Source organism: Micromonospora sp. II (assembly GCF_001709195.1).
GTDB classification, from domain to species: Bacteria; Actinomycetota; Actinomycetes; order Mycobacteriales; family Micromonosporaceae; genus Micromonospora; species Micromonospora chalcea.
In genome coordinates this window covers 42,149-54,826 of sequence record NZ_LYXF01000005.1, presented here as the reverse complement: position 1 = coordinate 54,826, position 12,678 = coordinate 42,149, and the positions used below count along the sequence as shown (strand labels likewise).

General features: G+C 72.7%; 13 protein-coding genes. 7 read left to right on the top strand and 6 right to left on the bottom strand.

All coding sequences use genetic code 11. The annotated features are described in order from the left end of the window. The first annotated feature begins 113 nt into the window (after nt 1-113). On the top strand, nt 114-1,385 hold the full coding sequence (locus tag A8711_RS02475) for a zinc-dependent metalloprotease (protein WP_082931089.1): 1,272 nt from the start codon (nt 114-116) through the stop codon (nt 1,383-1,385). 158 nt (nt 1,386-1,543) lie between these two features. Here the strand turns inward: A8711_RS02475 and A8711_RS02470 are convergent, their stop codons facing one another. After that, entirely contained in the window at nt 1,544-2,164 is a 621-nt protein-coding gene (locus A8711_RS02470) for a hypothetical protein (protein WP_069087341.1), read from the bottom strand. A 115-nt stretch (nt 2,165-2,279) separates the two neighbouring features. Beyond that, nucleotides 2,280-2,801 (bottom strand): M48 family metallopeptidase, encoded by a 522-nt coding sequence (locus tag A8711_RS02465; protein WP_043328464.1) that lies wholly within the window; start codon nt 2,799-2,801, stop codon nt 2,280-2,282. A 471-nt stretch (nt 2,802-3,272) separates the two neighbouring features. Here A8711_RS02465 and A8711_RS32670 point away from each other — a divergent pair, with 471 nt between their 5' ends. From A8711_RS32670 to A8711_RS02455, 3 genes are all read left to right on the top strand, one after another. Further along, entirely contained in the window at nt 3,273-3,440 is a 168-nt protein-coding gene (locus A8711_RS32670; protein WP_007464795.1) for a DUF5679 domain-containing protein, read from the top strand. A 169-nt stretch (nt 3,441-3,609) separates the two neighbouring features. Further along, the gene (locus A8711_RS02460) at nt 3,610-4,722 is read left to right on the top strand and encodes a TOMM precursor leader peptide-binding protein (protein WP_140946507.1); all 1,113 of its coding nucleotides are present in this window, start codon (nt 3,610-3,612) and stop codon (nt 4,720-4,722) included. Nucleotides 4,723-4,732: 10 nt separating this feature from the next. Then, a complete protein-coding gene (locus tag A8711_RS02455) occupies nt 4,733-6,079 on the top strand; it encodes an AarF/ABC1/UbiB kinase family protein (RefSeq protein WP_069087340.1) in 1,347 nt (448 codons plus the stop codon). Between the two features lie 317 nt (nt 6,080-6,396). Here A8711_RS02455 and A8711_RS02450 read toward each other — a convergent pair whose 3' ends face one another. The 3 genes from A8711_RS02450 to A8711_RS02445 form a co-directional block, all read right to left on the bottom strand. Beyond that, nucleotides 6,397-6,762: a WhiB family transcriptional regulator gene (locus A8711_RS02450; RefSeq protein WP_030503670.1), complete on the bottom strand. Its 366-nt coding sequence runs from the start codon at nt 6,760-6,762 to the stop codon at nt 6,397-6,399. A 131-nt stretch (nt 6,763-6,893) separates the two neighbouring features. Beyond that, entirely contained in the window at nt 6,894-7,148 is a 255-nt protein-coding gene (locus tag A8711_RS31295; RefSeq protein WP_082931090.1) for a hypothetical protein, read from the bottom strand. Nucleotides 7,149-7,277: 129 nt separating this feature from the next. Beyond that, a complete protein-coding gene (locus tag A8711_RS02445; protein ID WP_043328460.1) occupies nt 7,278-9,401 on the bottom strand; it encodes an ATP-dependent DNA helicase UvrD2 in 2,124 nt (707 codons plus the stop codon). A gap of 91 nt (nt 9,402-9,492) precedes the next feature. Between A8711_RS02445 and A8711_RS02440 the strand changes: the two genes are divergently transcribed. Next, complete coding sequence (locus A8711_RS02440) at nt 9,493-9,735, top strand: mycoredoxin (RefSeq protein WP_043328458.1); 243 nt, start codon at nt 9,493-9,495, stop codon at nt 9,733-9,735. 57 nt (nt 9,736-9,792) lie between these two features. On the opposite strand, the gene A8711_RS02435 is transcribed toward A8711_RS02440, so the two are convergent. Beyond that, nucleotides 9,793-11,046: an MFS transporter gene (locus A8711_RS02435; protein WP_069087339.1), complete on the bottom strand. Its 1,254-nt coding sequence runs from the start codon at nt 11,044-11,046 to the stop codon at nt 9,793-9,795. 205 nt (nt 11,047-11,251) lie between these two features. On the opposite strand from A8711_RS02435, the gene A8711_RS02430 reads away from it, so the two are divergent. Beyond that, nucleotides 11,252-12,232 (top strand): helix-turn-helix transcriptional regulator, encoded by a 981-nt coding sequence (locus A8711_RS02430; protein ID WP_030503665.1) that lies wholly within the window; start codon nt 11,252-11,254, stop codon nt 12,230-12,232. A 71-nt stretch (nt 12,233-12,303) separates the two neighbouring features. Further along, the gene (locus tag A8711_RS02425; RefSeq protein WP_069087338.1) at nt 12,304-12,543 is read left to right on the top strand and encodes a DUF397 domain-containing protein; all 240 of its coding nucleotides are present in this window, start codon (nt 12,304-12,306) and stop codon (nt 12,541-12,543) included. The last annotated feature ends 135 nt before the right edge of the window (nt 12,544-12,678 follow it).

Here is a 12,678-nt window from a genome sequence, read left to right as displayed (position 1 = left end):
GCCAGAGCGTACCGATCCGCGCCCCGCCGCCCGGCGCGGTGACCCGAGGACTTCGCCCTCAGCGCAACGCCGAGTGGCACGACCTGCGGCGGGGCCCGCGTACCGTAGACGTCGTGCCTGATATTCCGTTCGGTTTCGCGCTCCCGGGTGGTCAACCACCGGACCCCAACGATCCCGCGGCGATGCAGCAGTTCATGTCGCAGTTGCAGCACCTGCTCTCGGCGCCGGGCAGCGGGCCGGTCAACTGGGACCTCGCCCGGCAGGTAGCCGCCAGCCAGCTCGCCGCCGCCGGCGACCCGGCGGTGTCGCCGTTCGAACGCAACGCGGTCGAGGAGGCGCTGCGCATCGCCGACCTCTGGCTGGAGCCGGCGACCTCGTGGCCCTCCGGCATCCGCACCTCGGTCGCCTGGAACCGCAACGAGTGGATCTTCAAGACGCTCGACGTGTGGCGCAAGCTCTGCGACCCGGTCGCCAGCCGGATGGTCGGCGCGATGGGCGACCTGGTGCCGCCGGAGGCCCGCGCCCAGCTCGGCCCGATGCAGTCGATGGTCGCCACGCTGGGCGGCGCGCTCTTCGGCGGCCAGCTCGGCCAGGCGCTCGGCTCGCTCGCCGCCGAGGTGCTCTCCGCCGGCGACATCGGCCTGCCGCTCGGCCCCGCCGGCACCGCCGCGCTCGTCCCCGCCAACATCAAGGCGTACGGCGAGGGCCTGGAGCTGCCCGAGGACGAGGTACGCCTCTACGTGGCCCTGCGCGAGGCCGCCCACCAGCGGCTGTTCCAGCACGTGCCGTGGCTGCGCGGGCACGTGCTGACGGCGGTGGAGAACTACGCCGCGGGCATCCGGGTCAACCGGGAGGCGATCGAGGAGGCGATGGGCCGGGTCGACCCGACCGACCCGGAGTCGATGCAGGCGATCGCGCTGGAGGGCATCTTCACGCCCGAGGACACTCCCGCGCAGAAGGCGTCGCTGGCCCGGCTGGAGACCGTACTCGCCCTGGTCGAGGGCTGGGTCTGCCACGTCGTCGACAGCGCCGCCGGTGACCGCCTCCCCAACGTCGTACGCCTCGGCGAGGCGTTCCGCCGCCGCCGCGCCGCGGGTGGCCCGGCCGAGCAGACGTTCGCCGCGCTCGTCGGTCTCGAACTGCGGCCCCGCCGGCTGCGCGAGGCCACTGTGCTGTGGGCGGCGCTGACCGAGCACCGCGGCATCGCCGGCCGGGACGCGATCTGGGGCCACCCGGACCTGCTGCCCTCCGACGACGACTTCGCCGCGCCGGAGGCGTTCGCCACGACCAGCACCGATCTCGACGACGAGCTGGCGAACTTCGACTTCTCCGCGCCGGGCGCCCCGGAGGAGAAGTCCCCCGGCGAGGACGACGACAAGCGCTGACGCAGTACACCCCCGGGCCCGCCCCGGCCCGGCCCGGCCCGGCCCGTCGATCTTGGAGTTGTGGCGCCCAGGATGCCCGGGTAGCGACGTTTGTCAGGCACCACAACTCCAAGATCGGCGGAGTGGCCGGATGCGCGGCGAGGTAGTGGGGGTACGGGTCAGACGGGGCGGCCGGACAGCAGGGCCCGGGTGGCCTCCCAGCCCTCGACGGCCGGGTCGAGCGCGGCCAGGTCGGCGGGACCGCGCATCCGGCGCCAGCCGGCGGTGACCGCCACGTCCCCCGGGCTCGGCGCGGCCCGGCGCACCTCGGCCGGCGCGGTCGTGTCCAGGTCCAGCGCCGGCAACCACGCCGGTACGGGCAGTCGAGCAGCCACTCCCAGCAGCCCGGTTCCGCCTCCCTCGACCGGGGCCACCGCCACCGGCCGGGTGGTCAGCGGCCGCAGCAGCTTGCCGAGCGTCAGCCCCGGCACGTCCGGCGCGTCCGCCGCCACCACTGCCACCTGGTCGTAGCCCGCCTCCGGGCCGGCAGCGGCGAGCGCCGCGAACACCGCGTTCGGCGTCGGCTCCGGCACCTCGTACACCGGGGTGCCGGGCCAAACCACGGCGTCGGCCAGCCAGCGGTCCCGCGCGGCGACCGCGACGGCGGTCTCCACCTCGTTCAGCGTGGCCAGCAGGTCCACCACGTCCTCGGCGAGGGCGGTACGCCATCGCGCCGGCTCGATTCCGGGCGGCGTCCAGGTCACCGGGCCGAGCAACGCCACCACCACACGTCGGGACACCCGCCGACCTTAACCCCACCCCACACGCGATCATGAAGTTGACGGTGACGAAACGGACGGATCACCAGGTCAACTTCATGATCGACCGCGCGGGCGCCAGAGGGCGGGGGCGCGGTCAGGGGATGGCGGCGGTGGCGGCCACGCCCTCCAGGTAGCCGCGCGCCCGCTCCGAGCGCGGGTACCGGGCGACCAGCGCCCAGAACTCGGCGTTGTGACTGGGCACGATGAGGTGCGTCAGCTCGTGCAGGAGGACGTAGTCGATCACCCAGTCGGGCATGTCCTGGATCCGGTGCGAGATCCGGATGGTGCGGTCGGCGGGGGTGCAGGAGCCCCAGCGGCCGTTCTGGTTGGTCACCCAGCGCACGCTCGCGGGCACGGCGGCCGAGCCGTACTCGGGAAGGTAGCTGTCGATCAGGCGGCGGGCGCGGGCGAGCAGTTCGGCGTCCGAGCGGGCGAGCCGGCCCTCGCGGGCGGCGAGCCGGGCCAGCATCCGGTCGACCCACTCGCTCTCCTCGGCCCGGGAGAACTGGTCGGGGATCAGCACGACGACGCGCTCCCCGTCCCGGTACGCGGACACCGTGCGCCGCCGGCGCTGACTGCGCCGTACCTCGACGACGGGCTTCCGCGTCACGGCCATTACCGGCCCGCGCAGCCTCGGTTGACTGTCACGATGGAAAGCTAATGCGTACTGACCAGGACTCCGCAAGAGTCAACACGACGACACGCGCCCGGAAAATGGCGGTTGATTGTCAGGAGTCCAGAAAAAATTCTTTGCGCTGGTAGATGACCATCACCAACCGACCCTCTGCAACGTTAAGTGATCTACGGTGAGTGACCGGCGTCAGGGGCACACGAAGGGGATCTGGGCGCTTTTACCCGGCGTGTCCGCGCGAAACTGACTTATCCGACGTAACTCGGCATGCACACTCTCGACGTCGACTAGCTCACAGAGTCGGCGTACAGCTGACATGGAACCGCCCAGACCTGGGTAGGGTCCGCCAACCACGGTCAGGTGACTGATCGCGGAGAACCCCCCGGCGCCGACGTCACGTTCGGCCGCAGGGAGACCGCCGGGACAACCTCCGGCGGACGAGACGAGGAGGCTACCGTGGCCGACCAGGCCCAGACCTACAACGGTTACTGCGTCAAGTGCAAGGAGAAGCGGGACTTCGAGGGGCACGTGGAGGTCTCGAAGACCGGCATGAACATGGCCAAGGGCAAGTGCCCGGTGTGCGGCACAACAGTGAACCGCATCCTGGGCAAGGCCAAGGTCTGACCGCTCCACGGGGAGGGCGGCCCTCGGCCGCCCTCCCCGTCGGGTAACCGACACAGTTACCCGCCAGTTGTGGAAAACCGGCGAGATCCTGTGGACAAGGCTGGCCACGGCTCGCCGCACCTGTGGACAACGAACGACGGAGCGCTTGGAGACGGTCACTATCGGTGCCGTGACCGATCCGACACCGCTCGTCCGTCCGATCCTGCTGCCCGGCCTGACCCGGCTCTGGCGCGACCGCCATACGCTCCAACTCGGTGAGCTGCCCGGCCGGGCGGTGCTGCTGGAGATGTCCTCGCCGGGCACGGCCCGCCTGCTCGACCTGCTCGACGGCACCCGCAGCGAACGCGCCGTGCTGGCCGAGGCCGGCGCCGCCCGGGTGCCGCCCGACGAGGCACGCGCGCTGCTCGACACGCTCCGCGACGCCGGCCTGGTGGTGCCCGCGCAGGCCCTTTTCCCCCGTGACCTCGCCGGCGCGGTCCGGACCCGGTTGGCAGCCGAGGCCGCCGCGCTGGCGCTGACCTGCCCCGACCTGCCCGGCACACCGGCCCGGCTGCTGCGCCGCCGCCGGTCCGCCCGGGTGCTGGTCACCGGCACGGGACGACTCGGCGCGGCGGTCGCCGTCGCGCTGGCCCAGGCCGGCGTCGGGCACGTCGTACCCGATCTGGCCGGCCCGGTCGGCGTCGGCGACCTGGTCGGGACCGGCCTGACCGCCGCGGAGCTGGGCCGGCCGCTGGGCCCGGCGGTACGCGCGGCGCTGGAGCGGTGCGCGCCGGGCACTGCCACGACCCCGATCCGGGCGGCCCGGCCGGACCTGGTGGTGCAGCTCGGCGTGGACCGGCCGGCCGAGCTGCTGGCCACCGGGTACGCCCGCCGACGCCAGCCCCACCTGCTGCTCGACCTGCGCGGCGGCGTACCCGTGATCGGCCCGCTGGTCCGCCCACCCGTCGGTCCGTGCCTGCGCTGCCTCGACCTGCACCGCGGCGACCGGGACCCGGACTGGCCGGCGCTCGCCGCCCAGCTCGCCGCCGACCGGGGCGAGCGGGCCTGCGCCGCCACCACCCGGCTCGCCGCCGCCGCGTTCGCCACGGCCGAGGCGCTGGCCCAGCTCGACGGCGGCCACCCGGAGACGCTCGGCGGCGCGGTGGAGGTCGCAGCCCCGGGCCGGGTGCGTCACCGACGGTGGCCGCCGCACCCCTCCTGTGGCTGCTGCCGGCGTCGCCCGATCCGGTCGGCCCCGGCCGCTCCCGGCCGCACGGCAGCAGCGAGGGCCCCGAGTCGGTAACAATGGCCGGGTGACCGACATCCCGCGCCGGGCCGTGTCCCGCACCGCCAAACTCGCCGCCCTGCCGCTCGGATTCGCCGGTCGAACCGTCCTCGGCATGGGCAAGCGGGTGACCGGGCTCGCGTCCGACGTCATCTCCGCCGAGATCCAGCAGCGCACCGCCGAGCAGCTGTTCAGCGTGCTCGGGCAGCTCAAGGGCGGGGCGATGAAGTTCGGCCAGGCCCTGTCGGTGTTCGAGGCGGCGCTGCCCGAGGAGGTGGCCGCACCCTACCGGCAGGCGCTCACCAAGCTCCAGGAGGCCGCCCCGCCGCTGCCGGCGGCGACAGTGCACAAGGTGCTCGCCGAGCAGCTCGGCCCGGACTGGCGCGACCGGTTCGTCGAGTTCAACGACACCCCGGCCGCGGCGGCCAGCATCGGCCAGGTGCACCGCGCCCTCTGGCGCGACCCCGGGTACGGCCCGAACGGCGGCCCGCAGCACCGGGACGTGGCCGTGAAGATCCAGTACCCGGGCGCAGGTGACGCCCTGCTCGCCGACCTCAAGCAGCTCTCCCGGCTCGGCGGCATGTTCCGGGCGATCCAGCCGGGGCTGGACGTGAAGCCGCTCCTGGCCGAACTGCGCGAGCGCATCACCGAGGAACTGGACTACGAGCTGGAGGCGGAGTCGCAGCGCGCGTTCGCCGCCGCGTACGCCGACGACCCGGACATCTTCATCCCGGAGGTGCTCGACGCCGCGCCCCGGGTGCTGATCACCGAGTGGGTCGAGGGCATCCCGCTGTCCCAGATCATCCGGGAGGGCACCGAGGAGCAGCGCGACGAGGCCGGCCGGCTGATGGCCGAGCTGCACCTCTCCGCGCCGGAGCGGGCCGGGTTGCTGCACGCCGACCCGCACCCGGGCAACTTCCGGCTGCTCCCGGACGGGCGGCTCGGTGTGATCGACTTCGGCGCGGTGGCCCGGATGCCGCAGGGCACGCCGGAGCCGATCGGCCGGATCGCGGCGCTCGCGCTGAACGGCGACGCCGACGCCGTGGTGGAGGGGCTGCGTGCCGAGGGCTTCGTCAGCCGCACCGAGTCGATCGACGCCCCGGCGGTGCTCGACTTCCTGCGTCCGATGCTGGAGCCGATCGCGGCCGACGAGTTCCGCTTCACCCGGACCTGGCTGCGCGCCGAGGCGACCCGGCTGGCCAGTCCCCGCTCCCCCGCGTACCAGCTCAGCCGCCAGCTCAACCTGCCCCCGTCGTATCTGATGATCCATCGGGTCACGCTGGGTTCGATCGGCGTGCTCTGCCAGCTGGAGGCGAAGGCGTCCTACCGGTCGATCCTGGAACGCTGGCTGCCCGGCTTCGCGCCGGTGCCCTGAGCACCGGCTGGGCACGGAGCAGGCGAAGGGGCGGTGACCAGCAGGTCACCGCCCCTTCCTCACGCGATCGTTCTACAGGACGCCCAGGTCGCGTGCCGACTGGCTGCGACTCCGCATGGCGACGGTACGGGCGGAACGGGTTGCCTCAGTGCTCGTGGTGGTGCGACCGGCCTGAGGCCGGCGCATTCGGGCCCTGGACAACGCTTCGTGGAGTAGTTGCATCTCGAATCCGTTCGGCAGGTTCAGCATCAGAATTTCTCTCTCAGGTCGGCCGGTGGAGGGACACCGGCATCGGTCGGTCTTGGAACGTAGGTGTGTCAGGCTGCCAGCCGGACGGCGCTACGCGACTCGGACAGCCCGCTGGCCGCCAGTCGCGCCTCCGCCTCGACCCTGAGCTGCGCGTCGCGGGCGAGGTCCTCCTTGCGCGGACGGCCACGGGGCCGCTTGCGCGGAACGACCGCGCCACGCTCGAAGATCTCGCCGCCCCAGACGCCCCAGGGCTCGGCTCGCTCGACCGCCCCGGCCAGGCACTCGACGCGCAGCGGGCAGTCCCCGCAGAGCGACTTGGCCAGCTCGAGCTCGGCGGGCGAGTCGGAGAACCACAGGTCGGGGTCGAACTTCCGGCAGGGCAGGTTCGCCTCCACGTCGACGCTCACGTCGAGGGGGGCCAACGCCAGACTCATCCTCCGGTCACCTCTCTCTCACTTCGATCTCGTGGATCGCATTCCGACGTACTTCGGCGGGACAAAAAACTGAGGCCGCGGATCCCGGTATGCGGGTTCCGCGGCCTCGAGGTGAGCCGGCGTCTGATGGATCAGACCGGTCTACCTCGAGGTGGAACGCCGCGGACATCCGTGCGCTTCTTGGCGCCATCGATGCCCTTGCCCGCGAAGCCACTGGTCCCCTCGACTCCGGCGATCGGCGCAACGGTCAGGTTCAGCTCGGCCTGAACCTGGACCTGGTGCACCTGCGGAGCCGACGGTCGAGCGGCGAGGGCCACCCGGACAGCCGACAGCGGAGCGACGGCAGACGGCATCGCCGCGAGACGCTCATAGTTGAAGATCTTCACTGGTGCCACCTCCCTACTCTCCTCGTGCCGACCGTGGACTCATCCCCGTTGAGCAGCCAGAACAGCGCCGCTCGCGAGGTGTGTCATGAGGCTATTCCTCGCCCTCGGGCGAGGGCAAACGATTTACGGCTAGTTTTCAGAAGTTTTCTGTGAGCAGACCTCGTCCACCGTGGCGCCCGCCACCAGGGCGAGGACCGTATCACCGTAAAGCCCGACTTTTCGGGGCCCGATCCCGGCGATCGCCACCAGTTCCTCGGTGCGACCGGGCTTCCGTTCGGCCAGCGCGGTGAGCGTGGCGTCGGTGAAGACCACGTACGCCGGCACCTTCTGCGCTCCCGCGACCCGCTGCCGCCAATCGCGCAGCCGTTCGTACAGCTCCTCGTCGATGTCCGACGGGCAGGTCGGGCAGCGGCCCAATTTGCGGTCCGCGCCGGCGAGCAGCGTCGCGCCGCAGATCCGGCACGAGACCACCTGCGGCCGGCGCCGCTCGGCCCGCCGCGCCGGTCCGCCGCCGCCGGCCCGCTCGCCGCCGCCGGAGCGGTCGAGCTGCGGCAGGAACCGCGACGGCCGCCGGGCCCGCCCACCCGGCGAGCGCGCCGTGGCGTACGACAGCCAGAGCCACTCCCGGGCCCGGGTGATCCCGACGTAGAGCAGCCGCCGTTCCTCCTCGACCTGCTCCATGGTCTTCGCGTACGTGGTGGGCAGCGTGCCCTCGGCCAGCCCGACCAGGAACACCGCGTCCCACTCCAGCCCCTTCGCCGAGTGCAGCGACGCGAGCGTGACCCCCTCGACGGTGGGCACGTGCTGCTGGGCGGCCCGCCGGGCCAGTTCCTCGGTGAACCCGGTCAGCCCCGGCTCCGCCTCGGCGTCGGCGGCGTACTCCTCGGCGAGCTGGACCAGCGCGGCGAGCGCCTCCCACCGCTCGCGCGCGGCGCCGCCGGGCGGGGGCGCGTCGGGCGCCCAGCCGACCGCCGAGAGCCCTTCGACCACGGCGGCCGGCAGCGGCGTGTCGACGGACGCCGACCGGGTGGCGGCGCGCAGCGCGATCATCGCCTGGCGCACCTCGGGCCGTTCGAAGAACCGCTCCGCGCCCTGGAGCACGTACGGCACGCCGGCCTCGGAAAGCGCCTTCTCGTACGCCTCGGACTGCGCGTTGGTGCGGAACAGCACAGCGATCTCCCGCGCCGGGGTGCCGCCCGCGACCAGCGCCCGGCAGCGGGCGGCGACCGCGTTCGCCTCGGCCGGCTCGTCGGTGAAGATCCGCAGTTCCGGCTCCGGACCGGGCCGGCGCTGGCCGTGCAGCTCCAGCCGCAGCCGCGCCTCGGTGCCCCGCGCCTGGGAGATCACCGCGTTGGCCAGCCCGACCACCTGCGGGGTGGAGCGGTAGTCGCGGACCAGCCGGACCACTGTCGCGCCCCGGTGCAGCCGGGGGAAGTCGACCAGGTACGACGAGGTCGCGCCGGTGAACGAGTAGATCGTCTGACTGGCGTCGCCGACCACTGTCAGGTCGTCCCGGCCACCCAGCCACGCCTCCAGCAGCCGCTGCTGGAGCGGGTTGACGTCCTGGTACTCGTCGACCACGAAGTGCCGGTACTGGTTGCGCACCTGCTCGGCGACGTCCGGGTGCTCCTCGATGCCCCAGACCGCGGCGCGCAGCATGTCCTCGAAGTCGATCACCCCGTTGCCGCGCTTGAGCCGCTCGTACGCGTCGAACACGTCGGCCACCCGGGCCGGCTCGTACGGCGTCTCGCGCAGCGCCTTGGCCGCGGCGACCACGTATTCCCCGGGCTCGACCAGCGACGACTTGGCCCATTCGATCTCGGCGGCGAGGTCGCGCGCGGCGGCCCGGTCGGCGCGCAGCCCGACCTTGGCGGCGGCGAGCGTGACCACCCGCACCTTGCTGTCCAGCAGCTCCGGCATGGCCCGCCCGGCCAGCAGCCGGGGCGCGAAGTAGCGGACCTGCCGCAGCGCCGCCGCGTGGAACGTGCGCGCCTGCACCCCCTGCACGCCGAGCACGGTGAGGCGGCTGCGCATCTCGGCCGCGGCGCGGGCGGTGAACGTGACCGCCAGCACGTGCCGGCCGGCGATGTCGCCGGTCAGCGCCCGGTACGCGATCCGCGACGTCACCGCCCGCGTCTTGCCGGTGCCGGCGCCGGCCAGGATGCAGACCGGCCCGGCCGGGGCGGTCACCGCGGACCGCTGCTCCGGATCCAGCCCGGCCAGCACCCGTTCCGCACCTGAGTGAACGCCCACAGCAGGGAATCATCCCAGCATCGTGTGACGTTGCAGCGGTTAGCCTGGCCTGATCGGACCGGGCGCGAGCCACCCCTTGGAGGACCAGACCATGCTGACGATGTATTCCACCCCGTGGTGCGGCTACTGCCACCGGCTGAAGTCGCAGCTCGACCGGGAGGGCATCGCGTACGAGGTGGTCGACATCGAGCAGGACCCCGCGGCCGCGGACTTCGTGATGAGCGTCAACGGCGGCAACCAGACCGTCCCGACGCTGCGCTTCGCCGACGGCAGCGCCCTGACCAACCCCTCGATCAACCAGGTCAAGCAGCACCTGGCCGCGCTGCCCGGCTGATCTCCCGCGACACTGCGAGCGGCCGTACCCGACCCGGGTACGGCCGCTCGCCGTCGTTCAGGAGCCGCCCCGACTGAGCACGCCGTCGTCGGCCGGCTTCCGGGGCCCCGGGATCCGCACCGGCCCGGCGACCGGCGCGCTCAGCCCGCGGCCCCGCCACAGGTAGAGACCGGCCGCCGTGGTGACCGCCCCGACCACTGCGAACAGCAGCCGGTAGTCGAACACCCCGACGAGCAGCGCGCCGGTGCCGATGGAGAGCGCCTGCGGACCGCTGACCAGGGCCTCCGACGCCGCGGTGACCCGGCCGAGCAGCCGCGGCGGCGTCCGCCGCTGGATCAGCGTGTTCRACCCCACCATGGTCAGCGGCAGCGACAGGCCGGCCAGCAGCAGCGCCACCACCCCGAGCCACAACCGGGGGTACGCGAGCGCCAGCGCGGCCGGTCCGAAGAACGTCACCCCGGCGGCCAGCGCCCCGACTTCGCCGTACCGGCGGACCACGGCGGCCGAGAACAGGCCGCCGACCAGGCCGCCGACGCCCTGCACCATGACCAGCACGCCGACGAACGCGGCCTCACGGCGCAGACCCAGGTCGACGTACGCGAAGATCAGCGACTCGGTGAAGCCCATCACCAGCGAGCCGAGCCCGTACCCGAGCAGCGCCCGGCGCAGCGCCGGCTCGCCGGTCAGGTGGCGCAGCCCGGCGCTCAGCTCGGACGGCCCGCGGCGGCCGGACCGGGACGGTTCCCGCTCCTGCGCCCGCAGCCGGCCGACCACCGCCGCGGCCACCAGGAATCCGGTCATGGCCAGGACGGCGAGCAGCCAGCCGCCGACGGCGGCGTAGACGCCCGCCCCGGCGAGCGGCCCGATCAGCCGCAGGCCCTGCCGGACCGTCTGCAGCAGTCCGTTCGCGTCGGCCAGCGACTCGGCCGGAACCAGATGCCGGATCAGTCCGTTGAGCACGGCGGCGAGGGTGATGTACGACAGTCCGTAGAACGCCGCGACCACGTAGATCACCCAGACGTCGGAGCGGTCCCGGACCGTGAGCAGCGGACTGAGCAGCGCCGCGGCGACCAGGTTGGCGGCGATGAAGAAGGGTTTCCGGCGGTAGCGGTCGACCACCCAGCCGACGAGCGGGGCGAGGGCCATCGGTGCGATGACCGCGAAGATGGTCGCCCCCGCCATGCTGTCCGACCCGGTCAGATCCTTGACCCAGACGGCCAGGGCGAGCAGCAGCACCGACTCCGCCGCCATGCTCGCCACCACTGCGGCGAAGAGGAGACGGAAGTCGGGGCGGCGCAGGACGGTGCGCATCGGGTTGCCTCCGGCAGGGGTGCGCCACCAGGGGCGCGTCGGGGGTGGGCGCTGGTGAAGACACCCTCCACAGTCCTCTTTTTGTCTCGTGACACGCCCGTGCCGGAACCTCCGACGCCGGTCGCGACGTCCATACTGACCGTGGGGGGCGAATTTCATACAGTTACCGTCGCGTCCTGCGACGGTCGACGGGAAAGAGGACGCCGTGCCTCCTGCCGTACCAGGCCCGATTCTGCGCCGCCGTCGACTCGGCATCGAGCTGCGCCGGCTCCGCGAACAGGCCGGTCTGACCGGTGACCAGGTCATCGAGCGGATCGGCTGGGCCTCCGCATCCAAGTTGTCCCGCCTGGAGAACGGCCGCAGCCGGCCCGACCCGGACGACGTGGACGTGCTGTTGACGCTCTACGGCGCCGACGAGGAGCAGCGCGCGGAGCTGACCGGCATCACCCACGAGGCCGGCGACATGCGCGGCTGGCTGCGCAACTTCCCGGTGATGACCCAGCAGCAGCGCGCCTTCGCCGAGCTGGAGGCCGGCTGCGCGGAGATCTCCGAGTACAACCCGGTGCTGGTCCCGGGGCTGCTGCAGACGCCCGGGTACGCCCGGCACCGGATCATGTCGGCCGCGCAGGTCGCCGCCCAGGCCGGCGACCAGGAGCACGAGGACCCGGAAACCGAGGTACGCGCGCGGCAGGCCCGCCAGTCGCTGCTGACCCGCTCCCCCGACGTGCCCCGGTACACGGCCGTGCTGGAGGAGGCCGCCCTCGGCCGGCGGGCCGGCCCGCCGGAGGTGCTGCACGACCAGCTCGTCCACCTGTGCGAGATGGCCCTGCTCCCGAACGTGACGTTGCTGCTGCTGTTGCGGGACACCCGGGTCGGCGACTGGTACCTTCCGCCGACCGCGTTCTCGGTCTACCGGTTCGCCGATCCGCTCGATCCGGAGACATTGGCCATCGAAGGTGGGTTCACCGACGTCATGTCGACCGAGGTGAACACCCTAAATCGCTATAAAGTGGTGTTCGAGTGGCTATGCTCGTCGGCACTCTCCGCATCGGACACCCTCTCCTGGTTGATCGAGGCGACAGGACGGCTGACCGGCACGGCAGTCGAGTCCACGGCGGTGTACGGGCCGGCAACGGCGCCGACCCAGCGCCGCCGGGACTCGGGGCGCCTCACCACGGAGCGGTGATCCGGTAGGGACACCGTCCGCGCTCCGGCGTCGCTCGGTCCCATCGGAGCACCTCACCAGGAGCAAGCACCATGAACAAGATCCGTACCAGCACGACCGCCCTCTCGGGACAGCTCGTGGGCGCCGCCTGGCGCAAGAGCACCCGCAGCCAGACCTCCAACTGCGTGGAGGTCGCGCCGCTCGGCACCGGGCCGGCGACCATGGCGCTGCGGGACAGCAAGGACCCGAGCGGGCCGGTCCTGCTGTTCGACCGGGCCGGCTGGCTCGGCTTCCTCGCCGGAGCGAAGAACGGTCAGTTCGATCTGGACTGATCCGGCGAACGTTCGGGGCCGTCGGCGTCACGCCGGCGGCCCCCTCGCGTGTCCGGCCCCGACAACGGTGCTGACCTGGCATCCCCCGATCGGTCGAGGTGGCGCGTTCCACTTGTCGGGAGGACACATCGGCGT

Coding starts and splice junctions, on each gene's coding strand:
- A8711_RS02465 (WP_043328464.1), bottom strand. CDS start 2,801: ATGGCCGTGACGCGGAAGCCCGTCGTCGAGGTACGGCGCAGTCAGCGC.
- A8711_RS02450 (WP_030503670.1), bottom strand. CDS start 6,762: ATGAGTCTGGCGTTGGCCCCCCTCGACGTGAGCGTCGACGTGGAGGCG.
- A8711_RS02440 (WP_043328458.1), top strand. CDS start 9,493: ATGCTGACGATGTATTCCACCCCGTGGTGCGGCTACTGCCACCGGCTG.
- A8711_RS02425 (WP_069087338.1), top strand. CDS start 12,304: ATGAACAAGATCCGTACCAGCACGACCGCCCTCTCGGGACAGCTCGTG.